We start from the raw sequence: 20,293 nt of genomic DNA on the forward strand, positions 1-20,293 counted from the left end.
CCAGTGGGCCCCCTCACCCGGTCAGAAGACGCGGATCGCGGTCTCCGCCGGGTCCTCAAGCAGTCCGGTGATCTCGTCGTCGAGGCGCACCAGCGTGATGGACGCACCCGCCATGTCGAGCGAGGTGCAGTACTCGCCGACGTAGCTGCGGCCGACGGTGATACCGCGGTCGGCCAGCAGCCGGTGCGCGATCCCGTAGACCAGGTACAGCTCACTGACCGGTGTGCCGCCCAGGCCGTTGACCATGAGGGCGACCTTGTCGCCCGAGGTGTACGGCAGGTCCTCGACGACGGCGTCGACGAGTTCCTTGACGATCGCGTCGGCGTTCTGCAGCTTCTCCCGGCGCCGGCCCGGCTCGCCGTGGATGCCGACGCCCATCTCGACCTCGTCCGCGGGCAGTTCGAAGAGCGGGGAGCCCTTGGCGGGGGGCGTGCACGCGGTGAGGGCCATCCCCATGGTGCGGGTGACCGAGTTGACCTTCTCGCCGATCCGGACCGCCTCGTCGAGTTCCGCGCCGCGTTCGGCGGCGGCGCCGACCGCCTTCATCACGAAGAAGTTGCCCGCCACTCCGCGGCGGCCGACGGTGTACGTCGAGTCCTGCACGGACACGTCGTCGTCGATGAAGAGCGTACGGATCTTCGTCCCCTCGGCCTCCGAGAACTCCTGTGCCATCTCGAACGCCATCCGGTCACCGGTGTAGTTGTTCACCAGCAGCAGCACGCCCTTGGGGGACGCGACCCGCTTGATCGTCTCCAGTACGTAGTCGGTGGGCGGCGCGGAGAAGACGTCACCAGGACAAGCCGCGTCGAGCATGCCCTTGCCGACGGTCATGACGTGGGCCGGCTCATGGCCGGAGCCCGATCCCTGGATGATCGAGATCTTGTTGTCGTTGGGGGCGTCGGCCCGCATGATCAGGTTGTACTCCGGTACGTAGCGCAGCGTGTCCGGGTTGGCGAGCGCCAGCCCCTGCAGCATCTCCGGAACGTAGTTTTTCGGGTCGTTGACGAACTTCTTCATGGTGTCACTCCCTGTGTCGGCACGTCAGGCCCGTGCGGCCCATTCGTCGGCGACGCGTTCGGCCATCACCGCGACGGCGACCGCGCCCGCGTCCGGTGAGCCGATGCTGCGCTCACCGGTGTAGCTCGGCCGGCCCCGCATGGCCTGCATCGGGGTGGTGGCGTCGGCGGCGGCTCTGGCCGCCGACGCGGTGGTCCGCGCGAGTCCGGCGGCGCCGTCCCGGCCGCCGCCGTCCAGTTCCTTCTCCAACGCGTCGGTCATCGGGATCAGCGCGTCCAGCAGTGTCTTGTCGCCCAGGTCCGACTTGCCGCGGACCTTGATGCCCTCGGCGGCGGCGCGCAGCATGGCGACGGCGTCCTGGCCGGTCAGCCCGTCCAGTTCGGTCCTGGCGCTCACCGCGCTCGCCGCCCGCAGGAAGGCCGTACCCCACAGTGGTCCCGAAGTGCCGCCCACTCTCTGTGAGATGACCAGGGCGACCTTCTTCAGGAAGGCCGAGGGTGTCGAGCGGTCGAAGCTCTCCCAGTCGGCGAGCACGATCTCGAAGCCCCGGGCGAGCGAGTAGCCGAAGTCGCCGTCGCCGACGACCGCGTCCAGGTCGCTGAACTCCCGTTCGTTGTCGACCGCGGTCCGGGCGATGGTCCGCACGACGAATTCGAGGTCGGTGGATGGTGTCGATGGCTCTGACATGACTCTCCTTGCCGTCGCGGCGTCAACCGGCCTGCGGTGTCGCGGCCGTGAGCAGGAATCCGAGGTCGCCGAGGGTGAGGTACGGGCCCGGTCGCACGCCGAGCGGGTCGGCGAGCACCTCGGTCACGACGGGGTCGGGCTCCGGTTCGCCGAGTGTGTTCACCACCAGTGCGGCACCGGTGAAGTCCTCGTCGCCGGTGTAGGCGCTCGTGGTCACCAGGCAGCTCAGGCCGGCCGCCAGGGCGGCGAGCATGCCGTTGCGGCTGTCCTCGATCACCATCACATCGGCGGCGTCCGCGCCCAGCTGGTGGACGGCGTGCGTGTAGATGTCCGGGGCGGGCTTCTTGCGGGGGACGACGTCCCCGGCGAACACCGAGAAGCGCGAGCTGAGTTCGCTGCCCATCGCCAGCTCCAGGACGGCCCGCACCGAAGGCTCCGCCGAGGTGGAGGCGACCGCGAGCGACCAGCCCGCGGTGCGGGCGTCCTCGGCGATCCGCCGTACACCGGGCCGCGGCGGAATGGTGCCGCCGACGATGATCCCGGTGTAGATCTCGGTCTTGCGCCGGTGCCAGCGGCCGACCTCGGTGTTCAGCGCGTCCTGGTCGCTGGGCAGTCCGGCCTTGGCGATGAACTCCGGCGTCAGGAGCGTCTTCATGCGCTCCTTGCCGCCGCCGACCTTGACCTTCTCCGCGTACTCCGCGTCACTCCAGTGGGCCGGCAGGCCGAACTCCTCGAAGGTCTGGTTGAAGGCGGGCAGGTGGCCGTAGCGCTCGGTGTCGGCGAGGACACCGTCGCAGTCGAAGACAAGAGCGGGCATCGCGGTCACCCCACCCGGCCGGCGCTGCCGAAGAGCCGCATGAGCGAACCCGCCAGTTCCATGACGTCCCCGCGGACCGCCGTGAAAAGCGACGGCGGATCCCACTTCTGCTTCTGGGCGGCGGTCTCCAGGAACGCCAGGTTCGACTTCATGAAGGTCTCTTTGAGCGCGGTGGAGATATTGACTTTCGCGCACCCACGGGAAATGAGGTCGCGGAACTGCTCGTCGGAAAGACCGCTGCCACCGTGCAGCGCGATCGGTATCGGATAGGCCGCGACAATCGCCGAGACGCGTTCCGCGTCGAGTACGGGAGCCTGCTTGTAGCTGCCATGCGCATTGCCGATGGCGGGTGCGAAGACATCCACCCCGGTGGTCCGCAGGAATTCCAGCGCCACTTCGAGGCTCTGCTGCTGGGCCGCCTTGTCGCTGCCGATCCCGTCCTCCACGCCGGTGATGGACTCGATCTCGCCCTCGACGTGGGCGCCGTACCGCCGGGCCTCGGCGACGACCTCGACGGTCTGCCGCATGTTCTCCTCGACGGGCAGCTGCGAGGCGTCGAAGAGCACCGAGTTCCAGCCGTGGCGAAGGCATTCGGTGATGACCTCGCGTTCCGGACAGTGGTCCAGGTGCAAGGTCACCGGCACCTCGATGCCGGCCGTCATCGACTGCCACATCGCGTAGAGGACGTCGTAGCCGATCGATTTGACCGTCTTCACGGAGGTCTGGACGATCAGTGGCGACGAGTTCTCCACGGCGGCGGCGAGAACCGCCTCCAGGGTGAGGTCGTTGACGATGTTGATCGCGGGTACGCCGTAGCGTTCTTTGTAGGCGTCGGACAGGATGCCGGTCAGCGGTACGACAGACACATCGACTCCCGGGCTCGGGTTCCCCCTGGCGTATTCCACGCTAGGCGGCGCGGCGCCCCCGGTCAGCGGGGGTTCCCCCCATCACCGGGTGGGAATTCCCCCACCCCCGGCGGATCAGGAATCAGCGAGTGCTCAGCGGCCGGCGGCGCGGTGGGCCAGCACGGTGCGGTTGGGGGCGCCGGTCTTCCGCAGCACCGCCCCGACGTGCTTCTCGACGGTCTTGACGGAGATGGCCAGCAGGGCGGCGATCCGCTTGTCCGGCAGCCCGCGCTCCACCAGCGCGCGGACCTCGCGCTCACGGTCGGTGAGCGGATCGGGCGGCGGACGGTCGCGGTCGGCGAAACCGCGCAGGATACGTTCGGTGAGCAGCGCGTCCCTGCGGGTCGCGGCGAGCACGGCGCGGGCGAGCCCCGGACCGTCCAGATCGGTGCCGACGCAGCCGCGGGCACCCGCGTGCACGGCTTCCTTGAGCAGTTCGTCGCCGAGGTCGTCGGTCAGCATCAGCACCGCGGTGCCAGGGCTGGCGGAGCGGACGTACGAGGTCAGCCGGGCGCCGTCGAGCCCCGGCATCCGCAGGTCGAGCAGCACCACATCGGGCTCCAGCGCCCGTACCGCCTCGACGGTCCTGCGGGCCTCCGCGACCTCGCCCACCACCTCGATCTCCGGTCCGGCCTGGGCCAGCAGCCGGACGAGACCGGCCCGTACCACCGGCCGCCGGTCGACCACCAGGACCCGCCAGGGCGTCATCGCGGCGGGCTCGCGGCTGTGGCCGGCGCGGTAGGGGATACGCGCCCGGATGCGGGTGCCCCAGCCCGGGGTGGACTCGATCCGCAGATCCGCCCCGAGCTGATGGGCGCGCTCCACGATGCCGGTCAGTCCCAGGCCGCCGCGGCGTACCGCGGTGTCCGCCGGGTCGAAACCGCGGCCGTCGTCCTCCACGACCACCGTGACCTCGTCGTCCCCGTACATCACGCCGACCCTGACGAGTTCCGCGTGGGCGTGCACGACCACATTGGTCAGCGTCTCCTGCACCAGGCGCAGCGCGTGCGCGCCGACCTCCGCGTCCAGCCGGGGGCGTTCCCCGGTGACCACCAGGTCGGTGCGCAGGCCCGCCGTGGAGTGCGCCCAGGCCAGCTCGACCGCGATGGCGTCGTCCAGGGAGTGCAGCTCCAGCAGGGAGGGGCCGAGGCCCAGCACGGTCCGCCGGGTGTCGGCCAGGGCGGTGCGGGCCACCGCGCGGGCCGCGTCGAGGCGGTCGGCCGGGGCGGCGGCCGGGCCGTCCACGTCGAGATGGCGCAGGATCGAGCCGAGCGCGCGGGCCACCGTGTCGTGGACGTCGCGCACCACCCGCTCCCGCTCGGCGCTGACCGCCAGCCGCCGGGCGCGCTCCTCGGCCTCCTGGTGCAGGCGGGCGTTGGCGATGGCGATGGCGGCGTGCCGGGCGAAGACGTGCAGCAGTTCGACGTCGCCCTTGTCGAAGCGGGTGGCGGGGTCGGTGCTGAAGACGACACACACGCCGATGATCTCGTCGTGCCATTCGATCGGTACGGCGACGGTGGCGTGCAGGCGTTCGCGGTCGGCGGGGTCCACATGGCCGCCGGGCACGTCGGCGTAACTGTCGAAGACCCGCGGTCCCCGGGCCGCCACCACCGCTCCGGTGGCACCCTCGCCGAGCGGGAAGACCCTTCCCTCCTGGCAGCCGACGCCGAGGTCGGCCTCTTTGCGGTAGGTCCCGGCCTTCTCGTCCACGGTGCTGATCGAGCCGGCCCCGCCGCCCAGCAGGCTCACCGCCCGGCGCAGGATGCGGTGCAGCAGAGGCTGCAGTGCGAACTGTCCTGCGAGGTCCTCGACGGCCCCGCTCAGCGCGTCGACCTGCGCGTCCGGGTCTGCCCGCCAGCCCGCGGCGGCGCTGTCCCGGCTGCCCGCACCGCTCTGCGGCCGGGCCGCCCTGTCGCGGGAGGCACGTCCCTCACCCATGGCACGACCACCAGGTCCGCATGTTTTTCAGCATAACTTCGGGCTGCCGGATGCGCTCCGGTCAGCGGCGTACCGGGCCGCCGCCCGGCCTGGTCAGTGCCCGCTGTCCGGGCGGCTGCGCATGCCGTCGATCACCAGGGTCAGCATGTGCTGCGCGCGCGTCTCCCGGTCAGGACGCGGATCGGTCCGCCACAGGAAGCCGACCAGCTCCAGCACCTCGTCGGCGTCGACGTCCGGGCGCATGCCGCCGGTCCGCTTGCAGGCGTCGAGCAGCAGGGTGAGGGCGCCGATCACCGGCCCGTAGTGTTCGCCGGCCAGCTCGGCCCTGGTCGCGGCCTGCAGCGCGTCCGCGAGGCCGTGCTTGATCCGCCCGTACGACGCGAGCCGGTCGAACCACAGACGCAGCGCGTCGAACGGCCGGTGCGCCGCGAGCAGTGCCGGAGCGGTGGCGACGAGTTCCTGGACGTCCTGCCGGTAGACGGTGAGCAGCAGCGCCTCGCGGGTCGGGAAGTGCCGGTAGAGCGTGCCCTGGCCGACGCCGGCCCGCTTGGCGATCGACTGCATCGAGGCGTCGCCGGACTCGGTCAGTGCGGTGCGGGCGACCTCCAGGATGCGCGCCCGGTTCTGCTCGGCGTCGGAGCGCATCGAAGACCGTGCTGGTCCCGGCATCTTCCCTCCCTTTTTCCGGCCGGGCACAGAAGCCGGCCGCCGTTGCTTAGCGGACATGTGTCCGGTAGCGTGGAAGACGTACCGGACACCCGTCCAGTTAGACGGTACGCGACGAGAGGCTCCAGGTCATGTCAGAGAACGGGAACGTCGGCGGAATCGAAGGACCCGGCGGCGTCAAGGAGACCGGGGACATCGAGGGCAAGGTCGTTGCCATCACCGGCGCGAGCGGCGGCATCGGCGAGGCGACCGCGCTGCTGCTCGCCGAGCGCGGCGCGAAACTCGTCCTCGGTGCGCGCGGCCCCGACCGCCTGGAGGCGGTGGCCGCCCGGATCGCCAAGAGCGGCGCCGAGGTCGCGCACGTCCCGACCGACGTACGGCGCCGGGCGGACGTGGACCGGCTGGTCGCGCTCGCGGAGAGCCGGTTCGGCCGGCTGGACGTCCTGGTGAGCAACGCCGGTATCGGGCCGATCTCCCCGCTGGACGACCTGCGGGTGGACGACTGGGAGGCGATGATCGACATCAACCTCAAGGGCGTGCTGTACGGGATCGCCGCCGCGCTGCCGGTCTTCCGGGCGCAGGGCTCCGGGCAGTTCGTCAACATCGCCTCCACCGCGGCCTACCGCACGGTGCCCAACCAGTCGGTGTACGCGGCCACCAAGACCGCCGTGCGCACCCTCTCCGAGGGGCTGCGGCAGGAGGCGGGCGACAAGCTGCGGGTGACGATCGTCTCGCCCGGCTTCACCCGGACGAACTTCACCGACTCCATGCCGGATCCCGGGGTGCGGGCGGAGATGGCCCGCGCCATGAAGACGCTCGCCATCTCCCCGGACGCGCTGGCCCGCGCGGTCGCCTACGCGATCGAGCAGCCCGCGGACATCGACGTGAACGAGATCGTGGTCAGGCCCACCGCACAGGCGTAGACGCGCCCGCGGCAACGTGGTCGAACGGCGGTCGAACGGCGGGCCGGGACGGACGTCCGCCCGGCCCCGGAGGCAGTCGCCCGGTGACCGATCCCGGACCGATCCCGCCGCGTCACAGCCCGGCTTGCAGCACGGCGCCCGCCGCCGACCTGGTGGTCGGCGGCGGGCGCCTGTGTCGTGCGGGCGTCAGGCGGCGCGGCGGCCGTAGCGCTGGTTGAAGCGCTCGACGCGTCCTGCGGTGTCCACGACGCGGGCGGAGCCGGTGTAGAACGGGTGGCTCGCCGATGAGATCTCGACGTCCACGACCGGGTACGTGGCCCCGTCCTCCCACACCACCGTGCTGTCGCCGGTGGCGGTCGAGCGGGTGAGGAAGGTCAGCCCTGCGGTCTTGTCACGGAAGACGACGGGGCGGTAATCGGGGTGGATGCCGTGCTTCACGGTGAACCCTCTCTCTGTACTACAGCGGTGCTGTGCTGGTGCGGTCCGGGTCTGCGCCCGGGTCAGCGCTCTTCGCGGAAGAGCACGTGCCGGCCGGCGACCGGGTCGAACTTGGTCAGCTGCAGCCGGTCGGGGTCGTTGCGGCGGCTCTTGCGGGTGACGTACGTGTAACCCGTCCCCGCCGTGGAGCGCAGCTTGATGATCGGTCGCAGTTCGCTGCGGGCCATGGGCGCTGCCCCTTCCGTGCGGTCCCACCCACCGGGTGGAACGGTTGTCATTTTCGGTCTGTCTCTGTCAACGCCACCCCCTCCCTCCGCATTCCCGTGCCCGCGGCCCGCTCGCACCGGCGGCCCCCAGCCTGTCCGCGTCCCGCCCACAGCCCACGCACAGACTCCCGGCGGGTGCGCCCCGCGGGTGCCAGAAAGGCTTTCCGGCGCTTTGCGCAAAGACGGTCCGCGCTGCCTTCCGCCGCGTTAAATGAACGCCGCGAACGGTCCCGCAATGTGTTTAGTTTTGGTTTCAAATACCTCTTTAGCGGCAGCTCACCAAGGGTGCCGAGGGCCCCCGGCGGTCGATTGCGCCGGATTCGTGCGGCATTGCCAAGGCGCCGGAATTCACCTTTCCGGAACGCCGCGGAAACAATCCCGTGGGCGTCCGCCGACCCCCGCAAAACGGTCTTCCCCCGGCTCTTCGCGACGCCCTAAAGTCTCCCAACGGAGCCGCCGTCCCCCCACGTTCACCCTTCTTTCCCTTCGCCATGCGCCAACGAAGACAGGAAAGCTGCACATGCCAGCAGAACGTGTCACGTCCCAGCCTCCCACCGTCGCCGACCCGTCGGCCGCCCCGGCCGCGCCGGGAAACCGCCACGGCCTCAGCCGCCGCGCCGTACTCGGCGGCGCCGCCGCCGTGACCGGTGCGGCCGCCGTCTCGGCCGCCGCCGTGTCGCCGGCCGCCGCGGACTCTCCCGCGTCGGCGAGCGCCGCCTTCGAGCGCGCTCTTCCCTCGGTCAACAGCATCAAGAAGCGGCACCGGCTGGTCGACTACGAAGTGGTCGAACTCGCCGCGCTGATGCGGGCCCGGGTGGTCACGGCGGTCCAGGTCACCAAGGCGTACCTGGACCGTATCGACCGCTTCAACGGCCCCTTCGAGACCTACGGCGACAACGGCCTCTACAACGCCTTCGTCCGGATCGACCGGGCGGGGGCACTGGCCCAGGCGGCAGCCGCCGACCAGAAGTTCGCCCGGTCCCGGCACTCGCACGAGGACCTGCCGCCGCTGCTCGGCATCCCGTTCGGCATCAAGGACTCGGTCGCCGTCAAGGGCCTGGAGGCGAAGGACGGCAGCCACGCCTTCGACGGAAACGCGGCCCTGCGGGACGCCACCGTCGTCGCCCGGCTGCGGGAGGCCGGCGCGGTGATCCTCGGCCACACCATCGCCTCGGCCTTCTCCGGCTCCATCACCGGCACCTTCGCCGGCAACGCCTGGAACAAGGCGTACGTCCCCGGCGGCTCCAGCCAGGGCTCCGGTGTCGCGCCGGTCGCCCGGCTGGCGGCGGCCTGCATCGGCGAGGAGACCGGCGGATCCATCATGATGCCGTCGGCCGCCAACGGCGCCAGCGGCATCAAGCCGTCGCTGGGCACCAACTCGGTGGCCGGACTGATGCCGCTCTCCCCGGGATACGACGTCCTCGGTCCGATCGCCCGCTCGGTACGCGACGCGTCCTTGATCATGTCGGTCATCCACGGCCCGGACCCCGCCAACGACCCGCTGACCCTCGCCGCCCCCGACCCGTTCCCCGCCATGCCGCTCACCGCCCGCACGGGCCGCAAGCCGCTGGCCGGCACCACCATCGGGATCCCGCTGTCGGACTGGATGCGCACCAGCCGCGGTGTCCAGACGGGCACCAAGCCCCAGGACACCTACGACGCCGACCACCTCGCCGCCTTCAACCGGCTCAAGCAGCAACTCACCGCGCTCGGCGCGAAGGTGAAGGAGTTCCCCGGCCTGGACGTCACCGTGCCGGCCAACGACCCCTACTTCAACAGCACCGACGTGCTGGCCACCGTCGACGGCTCCCCGGTCTCGCCGTCCTCCGCGGTGCTCAGCCCCAACCGGTACGAGATCCGCTACTGGGACGCGGTGAAGGACTTCGCCGCCACCCGCCCCGCCGACCAGGCCGCGGCCCTGCTGGCCCAGTACGGCCGGAAGGCCCCCGGCGAGGCCACCGCCTCCTTCGAGTCCGCCACCCGCTTCGGCGGCGCGGTCCCCGCCTCCGTACGGGTCGAGGGCGAGCACCGCCGCCGCACCCTGCAGGCCAACTACCAGGCCGCGCTGGACGCCGCGGGCGTCGACTTCATGCTCGTGCTGTCGCTGGGCGCGCAGATCGGCCTGCGCACCGGCTCCGGCTTCCCGGTCTACCGCGCCTACTACCAGCTGCCCAACGCCCTGACCTGGCCGATGGTTTCCTTCCCGATCGGCTACGACAGCACCCTCGGGCTGCCGATCGCGGCCCAGTTCTGGGGACCGCGGTTCAGCGAACCGGTCATCGTCCAGGCCGCCATCGACTACCAGGCCGCCTACCCCGAGTACCACAACGCGGCCCCGCCGGACCCGGTCGCCGCCACCACCCCGAAGATCGCGCCCCGGGTGCTGGTCGCCGAACCGCCCACCCCGCCGGAGCTCTCCAACGACCCGCTGATCGCCGAGGAGGCCCTGCGATGAGCTTCCTCACCGTCGGCTGGGGCCCGGTGATCAACGCCGGACTCCCGCCGCAGCACCCCGGCGACGGCACCGAGCCGCTGGCCACCGTCGGCTGGCTGCCCAAACTCGGCACCGCCTTCTACCCCTATCCGGACGACGACCCGGACGCCGGCCCGGCCGGCCGCACGCATGAGAGCGGGAGCAAGCAGTAGTGAACAGACACATACGGGTGCGGACGCTGCGGCGCCCGCTCACCGCGGTGGCCGCCGGACTCCTCGTCCTCGGGGCGTCCACGGCCGCCGCCACCTTGCCGGCCGCCGCCGCGGCACCCGACCCGAGCACCGCCGTGGTCGACTCGGGCGCCGACTGGACGGTGACCCGGGCCGCGGGCGGCTATCTGGTCTCGCTCGACCTGGGCACCGCACTGCCCGTCAAGGACGACATGCCGGTCCTGCTGGCGGACGGCGCGGCGCTGGGCCCGGCCGCCGAGTCGGCCGACGGCCAGACCCTCACGGTGACCACCACCGACCCGTCGGTGGCCACCGCCAAGTCCATCAGCTGGCAGTGGTCCAGCGGCGGCGACGACCTCACGACCGGCCCGACCACACTGCCGTCCGCGCTGCCCAAGGCCCAGCAGCGGTCGGTCGCCCCGGACACCTCGAAGAAGCCGGGCGGCCCGGCGCCGGCCCCCGCCGACCCGACCACCATCGGCACCGGCCACTACACCATCGCCGACTACGACTTCGGCGCCCAGTCGATCCCGCTGGCCGACATCGGCGGCATCCGCGGCGAACTCGAAGGCCGCGTCTATCTGCCGGCCGGCCACGGCGAGCACCCGCTGGTGATCTTCCTGCACGGCCGGCACAGCTCCTGCTACAACACCACCACCCTCAAGGGTGCCAGCGGCTGGCCCTGCCCGGCCGGCACCTCCCCGATCCTCAGCTACGCGGGCTACGACGGCGCCGGCGAGGCGCTGGCGGCGGCCGGTTACACGGTGGTGTCGATCTCCGCCAACGCGATCAACGCCAACGACAACCAGCTCTCCCCGGACGACGGCGCCATCTCCCGCGGCCAGCTGGTCCTCGACACCCTCACCATGCTCAAGTCGGTGAACAGCGGCCACCAGGTCACGTACCACGACGCCGCCACCGGCCAGGACCGCACCCTCGACCAGGCGCTGGCGGCCGGCCGGACCACCTACCCGGACGGCACGCTCCGCGCGCGTGACCTCAAGGGCACCATGGACTTCAGCCGCATCGGGCTGATGGGCCACTCCCGCGGCGGCGAGGGCGTCGTCACCACCGGCACCCTCAACGAGGGCCTGGCGCACCCGTGGGACATCAAGTCGGTCTTCGCGCTCGCCCCGATCGACTTCACCCGCCCCACCCTGCCCGACGTCGTGACCACCACGCTGCTGCCGTACTGCGACGGTGACGTGTCCGACCAGCAGGGGCAGCACTTCTACGCCGACTCGCGCGACGGAACCTTCTCCGACGACGTGCAGCGCTCCGACATCTGGGTCATGGGCACCGACCACGACTTCTACAACTCCTCGTGGACACCGCCCTACCCGGGCGCCTCCGACGACTGGTCGAAGGCCGACGACCCGGTCTGCGGCACCAGCGCCGCCGCCCAGGCGTCCGGCCAGAACATCCGGCTCACCGCGGCCCAGGAGTACCAGGTCGGCTCCGCGTACATCTCCGGCTTCTTCGAGGCCACCCTCGGCGGACAGACCCGCTTCCAGGGCATGTTCGACGGTTCCGGCCAGGAGCCGCCGTCCGTCGCCGGCTACGCCGACGTACGCACCGTCGCCCAGCAGCCCGCGTCCGAGCGCACCGACATCACCACCTTCAAGGAAGTCTCCCCGCTGGTGAAGGCGAGCGGCGCGGTGACCGCGACGGTCTGCGCCAGCAAGTACGGGCGGACGGTTCCCGAGGTGCTGCCGGTCTGCACCAACCCGGGCAGCACCCTCACCAACCAGCAGGTGCCGTACTGGACACCCGCCTCCTTCGCGCCGAACGTCCCGCTCAACCCGATGACCCATCTCACCTGGACCGGTACCGGCGGCGGCGTGACCGTCACCGTCCCGCCCGCCCAGCGCAATGTGTCGCGGTACGACGAGATGACCGTCGACATGTCGCCGGACGAGAGCGTCGCCACCGGCACCGACATGACACTGAGCGTGTCCGACAGCTCCGGGCACACCTGGAGCAGCCCGGTGTCCGACCTCAACACCTGGGGCGTCAGCCGGATGCCGGCCAGCACCTCCACCAACCTCGGCAAGATCGTGCTCCAGCAGGTGCACGTGCCGACCGCCACGCTCAAGAAGGCCCACCTCGACCTCAGCCGTCTCGCCAAGGTCACCTTCACCCCGGCCATCGGCGCGGACGGTACGGCGACGGGCGGTGAGTACCTCTCCGACCTGGGCTTCGACAGCAAGAGCCTGGGCACGCCGCAGGTGCACCCGCGGCCGACGGTCAACGTGGCCTCCACCGCGGTGGAGGAGGGCTCCGGGCCCGGCACCGGGAAGGTCGCGGTCTACCTCTCGCGGCCGAGCGGCACGACCGTGACCGCGTACCTGACGGTGATCGGCTCGGCGACCGGCAAGGTCGGACTGGCCATGCAGCAGGTCACCTTCCCCCGGGGAGCGACCTGCCGGGCGGTGAGCATCCCGCTGACCGGTGACACCCTGCCAGGTGCCACCGCGACCACCTCCTACAAGATCGGCGTGTCGGACTCCACCGACGCGGTGCTGGGCAGCGGCGACTTCGGTACCGTCACCGTCCGCGAGGACGACGGCACCACCGGAACCGTGACCCCGGCGCCCCCGGTCGGCGTCCAGGGTGACGTCTGCGCCGAACACCAGGCGCTCTCCCACCCCGGCCGGCTGAGCGTCCACGACGCCGGCCCCACCCCCGGCGAGACCGTCCCGGTCAGCGCCTCGGGCTACCGCAGCGGTGAGAGCGTCGCCTTCACCCTGGGCTCGCTGCCGCTGGGTACCGCCGTGGCGAGCGCCCACGGCGAGGTGCGCTTCGACGCCGTGATCCCGGCCGGCCAGCCGTACGGCGCCACCACGCTCACCGCGGTGGGCGCCGGGTCCGGCCGCACGGCGACGGCGGGCTTGAAGGTCGAGCGTCCCCACGGCAGAGGAGGGCACTGAGCAGGGCCAGTGACCTGACCTGACCTCACCTGGGAAGGGCCCCCGCGGGTACGCACCCGCGGGGGCCCTTTGCCGGCCGCGGCCACGGTCCCGGGCGGGAAACGCGGTTGCGCGGGCCGGCCGCGCGCTGGGACGATCACCCGCGTGATGAACCGGAAGGACGGCCTCGCGACCATCTGCTGACCGCGATGAGCCACCGTCGAGCGTCCGGAGCGGACGCACCCCGAAACCAGCCCGCCCCCGTGGCGGCAGCCGAAACCCCCGCACCGCCGGTGCGTTCCGCCAGGACGCCCGGGACGTTGCCCGGAAGAAGGCCGGCACTCCGTGCCGGCCGCTCCGCCGAAAGAGAAGAAGCCGCAGCTTTGACCGCTGCCTTTCCGTTCCCGCACGACCTTCCGTTCCCGGCCCGCATGCGCGCGCTCGCCGAGCACGCCCGCGCCCTGGACACCGACGGTTACCGGACGCTTCGGGCCCGGCTCGACGCCGGGGACCCGGACGACCGCCGGACCGCCCTGTTCCTGGCCGTCGTCCGCCGCGACCTCGCCGCGGTGACCGACGCCCTCACTGATCCGCTGCTGCGGCGCCCCGCGCTGGCCGCCGCGATCCGGCTGCCGGTCCCCGACGAACCGCTCGCCGCGCTCGCCCTGGGACCGGTGTCCGGTCTGCGGCGGGACCTCCACCGCGTGCTGCGGCGGTCCCGCCGGCGGGCGCTCGCCGACAGGCTGCTGCCGTTGACATACGAGCGGTACGGCGCCGCCGAGGCGCTGCGGCTCCTCCCGGCCTGCTCCGACGCGGTGGTGGCCAACTGGCTGCCGGCCTGCGCCGACGGCGCCCAGCCCGGGGCGCTGGGCCCGCTGGCCCGCACCGCACCGGGCCCGCTCGCCGACTACCTCGCCGGCTGCCTGGAATCCGTCCACGGATGGGACCGGTTCCGCGCGTCGGCGGGCCGCGAGCGGCAGGTGACCGTACTGGCCCGGCGTGATCCGCGCGCCGCGACCGTGCTGGCCGAAAGGGCGCCCTGGGTGCTCACCGAGGAGGCGACACTCGCCCTGCTGCGCCGCCCCGCGGAGCTGCTGGCCGCGGTACGGCGTGCCGCGAAGGCCGAACTTCCGCTGGGCGTACGGCCGTTGCCGCGGCGTGTGCGTCGGCGGCTGCGCGCGCTGCCCGCGCCGGACCTCGCCCTGCTCGCCTCGGCCTGCACCGCCCCTGCCACGGGCAGGAGAGGCCGGCCGATCACCGCACCCGAACCGCTGCTGCTCCTGCTGCCCGCGCCGGAGCGGCTGCGGATCGTCACCGAGCGGCTGGGACCGGACGAGCATGTTCCGATCGGCCGGACGCACGCCGTCGCCGCGCTGGAAGCCGCCGACCGCGCCGCCCTGCTCCGCCGGTTGCCGGGCTCGCTCCGGAACTCCCGGCGCGGGCGGACGGCCGCCCTGCTGCCCCTGCCCGAAGCCGAGGAGATGCTGCGCACCGGGACGGACTCCGGCCTGGTGCACGAACGGGCCAACGCATGGCCGCAGTTGATCGCCTGCGCCCAGTTGCACGGCGACCCGGCCGGGTACGGCAGCGTGCTCATCTCCTGCGAACGGGCATGGCACGACCAGGTGATGGTCCGCGAGGCCGCCCTGCGCGAGGCCGGCCACACCCCGGCCCGGCTGCTCCCGGCGGTCCCGCTCGGCGTCCTGCGGGACGCCGCGATGACGGCCGTCCAGTCCCACGACTCCACCGCCGCCACCCTGGCCGCGGCTGAACTCTGGCTGCGCCGCACAGCGCTGAACGCGGCTGCCCGCGGCGACATTGAACGCGGCCGGGCGGTGGCCCTGTTGCTCGCCGAATGCGCCAACGACCCACGCCGCAGGGGCGGCCGGCCTCCCCTGCCGATCGGGCCCGCGACGGCGTCGGCCCTGTGGTCCGCCGCCGAACCAGCCGGCCTTCGGCCGCACCGGGTGGTCGCGCTGGCCGAACTCCTCGCCGTGCGCGCCGCGTCGCTGCCCGGCCTGGAAGAACTCCTCTCCCGTACCGTCGCCGGCGGCGACCACCGGCTTGCCGGACGTGCCGCCGCCGTCCTCCTGCGCGACCCCCGCACCCGCGAGGCCCGCTGCGGGGAACTCCTCGCCGCCCGCCCAACCTTGATCACCGGTGAGCCGCTGCTGCGCACCGTCGTCACCCGCCGCACCGACCTGCTCGGTGCCCTCACCGGTCCCTGCGTACCGCCGAACTGGACGCCGCCGCTCACCGCCTGGGTCCGGGGCCGCTGGCTGCCCGCCCAACGCACGGCGTTCGACGACCGGTTGGCCGTCATCGCCGCCGCCGAGGACGCACCGCTGCGGGAACGCTCGACCGCGGCGGCGGCGCTGCGCGACCCGGCGGCACTGCGGTCACTGGCGGGGGAGGGGCCGGGCACCGGGGCGCCGCAGCCGGTGGCCGCCGCGGCGCTCACCGCGCTGGCCGAGCCCGGGGTGCTGCCGACGGAGGAAGCGCTGCGGGTGCTGCTGCCGTACGCCGCCGCGGGAGGCGTACGGAGCCGGGCCGCGATGGCCGGGATCAGACGGACACTGGGCGCCATCGACGGACCGGCGGCCGTCAAGGTGCTCGGGACGCTGCTTGCGGACACCGGCGGCCCGGTCGGCACACGGAAGGAGGCGGTGCGCGCCCTCGACGCGACGGGCGGGGACAAAGCCCGTCGCGCGCTGCTCGCCGGGTGGGACGCGCCAGGGCAGCATCACGACGTACTGGCGGCGCTGGCCCGGCCGTTGCTCGCCCACGTGGCGGAGCCGGACGTCGCAGCGCGGCTCACCGGCGGGCTCCGGCACAGGGCCGTACTGGACGCCGTCGCCGCAGGCCAGGACAGGCTGCCCGCCGCCGCCCGTCCGCCGTACGCCGCCTTCCTCGCCGGACTGATCCGTGGCGCACCCGCCGACCAGGCCATGGCGGCCTGCCGCGCCTTCGGGCAACTGGGCGCCGACACCCGCGCCGGGCACGCCCGTGCACTGTCCGCCGCTCTCGCCGACCCGGCACGCCCGGTCCTGGTCCGGGCCGGCGCGGCCGAACTCCTGATGGCCAAGGACCTCCCCGGCACCGCGCGGGACGCATTCCGCACCGCGCTCGCCGCGGTCGTCACCCAGGCCCGCGGCGAGCAGGGCGACCCGACGCTGGTGCTCCTGCGGCTCGGCCGGAGGACGGCGGACCGCGATCCGGGCGCGGACGATGTCCTCGCCGGCGCACTGGAGGCCGCCGGTCTGCGAGCAGCCGCCGCCCGCGTGGCCTTCCAGGCGGCAGCCACCGCGCTCGTCCGCGGCGACGGCTCGATGGACCGGTGGCACCGCTGCCTCACGCTGGTGGCGGACCGTCCCCACCGCCTGGACCTGAGGCAGGGCCCCCAGGTGGCCGGCGGACAGCACCTGCCGGCCGCCTTCGCCACGGTGGCCGGTGCGCTGGCCGCCGTCCCCACGACCGCGGCGGGCCTCATCGCTCATTGGCTGACCGGGACGGCGGGCCCGCGGACGGCGTGGGCCGACCCCTGGCCCGCCGTACTCGACGTCCTGCTCGGCCACCCGGACCCGGATGTGGCGGAAGCGGCCCTGAGCACGGGGTTGAGGCGCTCGCGCGACCTGTGACCGGTGTGGCCGGTGACTGGCGTGGTCGGTGACCGGTGCGACCGGCCGCGGTCAGCCGGTGGTCGGACGGTAGGAGTAGACCGTGGTGGTCACCGCGCAGACGCTCGGCGGGACGATCTCCACCCGCAGGATCTTCGCGGCCGGGTCGTAGTCGATGCCCTCGGTCTCGTAGGTGCCCGAGCAGATGCTGGAGCGCGGCACCTGGAAGAGCGTGCTGACCTGGCCGGTGACGGGGGTGCCGTCGAGAGCATGCGGCAGATCGACCTGCAGTACGTCCTTGGCGTCGTCGTCGGACGCGCAGACCAGACGGGTGGCGGAGACGAAGTCGCAGCCCTGGATGTCGGTGACGCTCTGGCTGAGCGTGATCTGGCCCGCCTGGGCGAGGGTGCCGCCGGTCGGCGAGGTGCTGGGGTTGGTGAGCGGCGCGGGGAAGACCTGGAGCCGGTTCATGGTCCCCCACTCGCCGGCCACCAGCCACTGGGCGTCGGGGGAGACCGCGGCGAAGGAGTTGTTGAGCAGTTCGCCGCTGTCCAGCGGGTGGACGTAGTCGTACGAGGTCCCGCCGGGCGTGGTGACCTCGAACATCTTCGAGGTCGCGTCGTCGCCGCCCTGGTAGTCGTCGAAGACGTAACCGGCTGCGATGTCGGGGTCGCCGACGTGGTTCCAGCCGGCGAAGCGCAGGCCCAGCGGGATCGAGGCGAGGCCGCGGGTCAGCGTCGAGCCGTCGGCGCGGGTGGCGATGCCCTCGCCGCCGGTCAGTGAGCTGATCGTCGAGCTGCCGGACCTGGTCCAGCCGCCGGGGGAGTCGGCGTGCGCGGTGGCGGTGCCCGCCGCGGCGAGCGCGGTTACGGCAAACAGCAGAGCGGCGGTGCGGCGGCGCAGTGCGGATGACGCGGTCAACGGGACCCTCCGGAGGCGTGAGAGGACCGCCGCCCGTCACGGGCGGCGGCCAGGGCAGCAAGCACCCTAGCCCCGCGGTCATCACCCTCACCATGGGGCCGCGGCCAACTCGTCCTGAACACTGAGGGGTTCACTACCCTGGCCCTGCCGGCCCGCCGCCGGGCCGGCAGGCTCTCCGGCTCGGTCAGCCCGCCTGGCGCTCCCCGGCTCGCCCGGTCCGGCCGGCCCGCGTGATCCGGCTGGCCCTCTGGCCCGGCCTGCCCAGGCCGCTTGGCCCGTCCGGCTCTCCCGGTTCGCCCTGGTCTTGGCGGCCCGTAGCCCGGCGGGCCTGCGCGATCCGGCCGGCTCTCCTGGCCCGGGTCGGTGCGGCCGGTGCGGCCGGTGCGGCCAGGCATGGCGGGAGGCAGGCGGGGAGACGGGTGCGGGCCGGTGCGGGACTTACGGGCCGTCCGCCGAGGGCCTGTTCCCGCCCGGCGGCCGTCGGACTACCCGCCCACCGCCGGGTCGCGAACCGCGTGGCGGGGCACGGCAGCAGATCGCGTCGCGGCCCCCCGCTCGCCCGGGGGCCGGGGGACCGCGCCGCGCGCTCAATGGCTCAGGATGTTCGCGGCCACGATGAACAACCCCAGCAGGACGTCCATGGAGCCGACCCGGCAGGCCGCGGGCCAGGCGAGGCCCGCCACCCGGGCCGCCCACAGGCCCCATCCGAAGAGGGCCGCCGTGTTGATCCCCAGCGCGACGTTGATGCCGCCGACCTCGCTCCACCAGCCGGCCGCCGCGCCGAGCAGGGCCGCCAGGGTGGGTACGGCGGCGGCGACCAGCGGCCACTCGGTCAGCACCGACCTGACGGTCCTCGCGGTGACCCGTTGCTCGCCTGCCGTGCGGTGGGCGATGGCGTGCGCGTAGCCGTGCGACGCGGCACCCGCGAGGGACGCCACCAGCACCCACAGGGCGTCGTAGCCCGGGTTGGAGGGCCCACTGCCGTCCTGGTCGAGCGCTGCGGCCAGCGCGCTGGCGAGCACGGTGCCGTACACCCCGCCGAACAGCAGCCGCTGCAGCGGCTCTTCCCGCCGCTGGGGAACCCATTGATCGCCGGCAATATGGGACACCGCGCCGCCTTTCGTACCGAACGCTTCACTCCGGCACGATGTAACCCCATACACCCCCCATCTCCCCGTAACCCCACCCCTCCCCGCCGGGTCGCCCCCGCCCCCCGCTTCACCGCGACCCCGGGCGGGGCGGCGGGGCCCCGGGGCGGGGGGTTATGGGTGCAGTTGGGTGTCCGCGTGGATGCTGGTCGGCTGGAGGGGCTGGTACCCCTGGGCGAGCAGTGTGGCGGTCAGGGCGACGGCCTTCGCCGAGGCGCTCTTGAACGCGACGGTGAACGGCGTGCGATAGGTGGCGTTCGGGCCGAGGTCCGTGGTGGCGGACGGCGTCACCACCGCGGAGAGCGTGCCGCCGGAGCCGGCGGTCAACGTGACGGGCTTGCCGTTCGCGGTCACCGTGAGGTCGCGCACCGCGAGACCGCCCGGCCGGGAGAACACCAGCCGGGTGCCGACCGAGGCGTAGGCCGGGCCGCCACGCGGACTGGCGAAGGTGACGTAGCCGCTGCGCGGGGCGGCCGCGGTCTTGCCGTTCGCCCCGCCGGCCACGACGATCGTCCCCTGGGCGTCCTTGCCCACCCCGAACTCGTAGACCGTGCCGTTCACCGCGAGGTTGTCGACATACGTGTCCACGCTCTGGCCGGCGTCGCCGAGCCGCCCGGCGTTGGCGATCACACCGATCACGCCGTCGTCCGCCGCGTCGCAGGCGGCCACGTAATCGCTCAGCGCGTGGTCGGTCCCGGCGCCGAACGACGCGACCGCGTTCGAGGTGGACCACTGCGAGGAGCCGCCGGCCACGAAGTGCCGCCAGGTGTCGGCCACCGCGCCGGTACGTCCCTGACTGTCCGTCGCCAGCTGCGGCTGGAAGCTGAGCGTGGTGAAGGCACCCTGGCAGAAGAGCGGGAGCTGCAGGCTCGCACCGTAGGGGATCGCCGCGGGGGTGGACGTCCAGCCGCGCACGTACACGTCGTACGACGGCGAGCCGGCCGCGATGGAGCTCAGCGGGATCCTGCGGTTGAAGTAGTGCGCGGCCTGCGCCTGCTGGGCCTGGGCGGCGGGGGCCACCGCGAGGTGCAGGCTCCCGTTGAACCTGACCGGGTCCGCGAAGGGCGCGACCTCCTGGACGCCCGGCGGCCGGCCCGCGTTCCCCGGGTCGTCCTGCAGCCGCAGCCAGGGGCCGGACGGCCCGAGGTCGTCGGCGGTGACCTTCTGCAGCACGTACGCCGTGGCTCCCGCGCCGGGCGCGAGAACCGCGGCGGGTACGGCCGCGACGACTGCCGCGGCGAGCGACGCGCTGAGCGTTGCGGTGAAACGGGACATACGGCGGGGCTCCCATCGCAGGGGGACAGGGGACAGGGGACAGTGGGGCGCGGGTCAGATAGATCCCACTGCGGCCGGACGCCGACGCCTGCGCGGAGCGTT

Annotated in this window: 16 protein-coding genes; 5 read left to right on the forward strand and 11 right to left on the reverse strand. The window is 73.0% G+C overall.

Annotated features, from left to right (window positions below):
- Nucleotides 1–21: 21 nt before the first annotated feature.
- The 6 genes from dhaK to OG552_RS33210 form a co-directional block, all read right to left on the reverse strand.
- Entirely contained in the window at nt 22–1,017 is a 996-nt protein-coding gene (dhaK, locus tag OG552_RS33185; RefSeq protein ID WP_329139341.1) for a dihydroxyacetone kinase subunit DhaK, read from the reverse strand.
- A 24-nt stretch (nt 1,018–1,041) separates the two neighbouring features.
- Nucleotides 1,042–1,704, reverse strand: a complete 663-nt coding sequence (gene dhaL / locus OG552_RS33190; RefSeq protein ID WP_329139343.1) for a dihydroxyacetone kinase subunit DhaL — start codon at nt 1,702–1,704, stop codon at nt 1,042–1,044.
- Between the two features lie 22 nt (nt 1,705–1,726).
- Entirely contained in the window at nt 1,727–2,521 is a 795-nt protein-coding gene (locus OG552_RS33195) for an HAD-IA family hydrolase (RefSeq protein ID WP_329139346.1), read from the reverse strand.
- A 5-nt stretch (nt 2,522–2,526) separates the two neighbouring features.
- Nucleotides 2,527–3,387, reverse strand: a complete 861-nt coding sequence (locus OG552_RS33200; protein WP_329139348.1) for a class II fructose-bisphosphate aldolase — start codon at nt 3,385–3,387, stop codon at nt 2,527–2,529.
- Nucleotides 3,388–3,519: 132 nt separating this feature from the next.
- Nucleotides 3,520–5,364 (reverse strand): response regulator, encoded by a 1,845-nt coding sequence (locus tag OG552_RS33205; RefSeq protein WP_329139350.1) that lies wholly within the window; start codon nt 5,362–5,364, stop codon nt 3,520–3,522.
- A 93-nt stretch (nt 5,365–5,457) separates the two neighbouring features.
- Nucleotides 5,458–6,033, reverse strand: coding sequence for a TetR/AcrR family transcriptional regulator (locus OG552_RS33210; protein WP_329139352.1), 576 nt, complete (start codon nt 6,031–6,033; stop codon nt 5,458–5,460).
- Between the two features lie 128 nt (nt 6,034–6,161).
- On the opposite strand from OG552_RS33210, the gene OG552_RS33215 reads away from it, so the two are divergent.
- Complete coding sequence (locus OG552_RS33215) at nt 6,162–6,953, forward strand: SDR family oxidoreductase (RefSeq protein ID WP_329139354.1); 792 nt, start codon at nt 6,162–6,164, stop codon at nt 6,951–6,953.
- A 186-nt stretch (nt 6,954–7,139) separates the two neighbouring features.
- On the opposite strand, the gene OG552_RS33220 is transcribed toward OG552_RS33215, so the two are convergent.
- Together OG552_RS33220 and rpmG are read right to left on the reverse strand one after the other, a co-directional pair.
- On the reverse strand, nt 7,140–7,391 hold the full coding sequence (locus OG552_RS33220) for a type B 50S ribosomal protein L31 (RefSeq protein ID WP_329139355.1): 252 nt from the start codon (nt 7,389–7,391) through the stop codon (nt 7,140–7,142).
- Between the two features lie 62 nt (nt 7,392–7,453).
- The gene (gene rpmG, locus OG552_RS33225; protein WP_329139357.1) at nt 7,454–7,618 is read right to left on the reverse strand and encodes a 50S ribosomal protein L33; all 165 of its coding nucleotides are present in this window, start codon (nt 7,616–7,618) and stop codon (nt 7,454–7,456) included.
- Nucleotides 7,619–8,177: 559 nt separating this feature from the next.
- Here rpmG and OG552_RS33230 point away from each other — a divergent pair.
- From OG552_RS33230 to OG552_RS33245, 4 genes are all read left to right on the forward strand, one after another.
- Nucleotides 8,178–10,112 (forward strand): amidase, encoded by a 1,935-nt coding sequence (locus OG552_RS33230; RefSeq protein ID WP_329139359.1) that lies wholly within the window; start codon nt 8,178–8,180, stop codon nt 10,110–10,112.
- On the forward strand, nt 10,109–10,303 hold the full coding sequence (locus OG552_RS33235) for a hypothetical protein (RefSeq protein WP_329139361.1): 195 nt from the start codon (nt 10,109–10,111) through the stop codon (nt 10,301–10,303). The genes OG552_RS33230 and OG552_RS33235 overlap by 4 nt, the downstream gene beginning before the upstream one ends.
- Nucleotides 10,303–13,251, forward strand: coding sequence for a hypothetical protein (locus OG552_RS33240; RefSeq protein ID WP_329139363.1), 2,949 nt, complete (start codon nt 10,303–10,305; stop codon nt 13,249–13,251). Before OG552_RS33235 ends, OG552_RS33240 begins: the two co-directional genes overlap by 1 nt.
- Before the next feature lie 362 nt (nt 13,252–13,613).
- Entirely contained in the window at nt 13,614–16,868 is a 3,255-nt protein-coding gene (locus OG552_RS33245) for a hypothetical protein (protein ID WP_329139365.1), read from the forward strand.
- A gap of 51 nt (nt 16,869–16,919) precedes the next feature.
- Here the strand turns inward: OG552_RS33245 and OG552_RS33250 are convergent, their stop codons facing one another.
- The 3 genes from OG552_RS33250 to OG552_RS33260 all read right to left on the reverse strand — a co-directional run bounded on the left by OG552_RS33250 (nt 16,920) and on the right by OG552_RS33260 (nt 20,191).
- Nucleotides 16,920–17,750: a hypothetical protein gene (locus OG552_RS33250; protein WP_443071223.1), complete on the reverse strand. Its 831-nt coding sequence runs from the start codon at nt 17,748–17,750 to the stop codon at nt 16,920–16,922.
- Nucleotides 17,751–18,355: 605 nt separating this feature from the next.
- The gene (locus OG552_RS33255) at nt 18,356–18,877 is read right to left on the reverse strand and encodes a hypothetical protein (protein ID WP_329139369.1); all 522 of its coding nucleotides are present in this window, start codon (nt 18,875–18,877) and stop codon (nt 18,356–18,358) included.
- Nucleotides 18,878–19,030: 153 nt separating this feature from the next.
- On the reverse strand, nt 19,031–20,191 hold the full coding sequence (locus tag OG552_RS33260) for a hypothetical protein (protein ID WP_329139370.1): 1,161 nt from the start codon (nt 20,189–20,191) through the stop codon (nt 19,031–19,033).
- Nucleotides 20,192–20,293 lie beyond the last annotated feature (102 nt).

Origin of the sequence: Streptomyces sp. NBC_01476, from assembly GCF_036227265.1 — a bacterium.
In the GTDB taxonomy this organism is placed as follows: domain Bacteria; phylum Actinomycetota; class Actinomycetes; order Streptomycetales; family Streptomycetaceae; genus Actinacidiphila.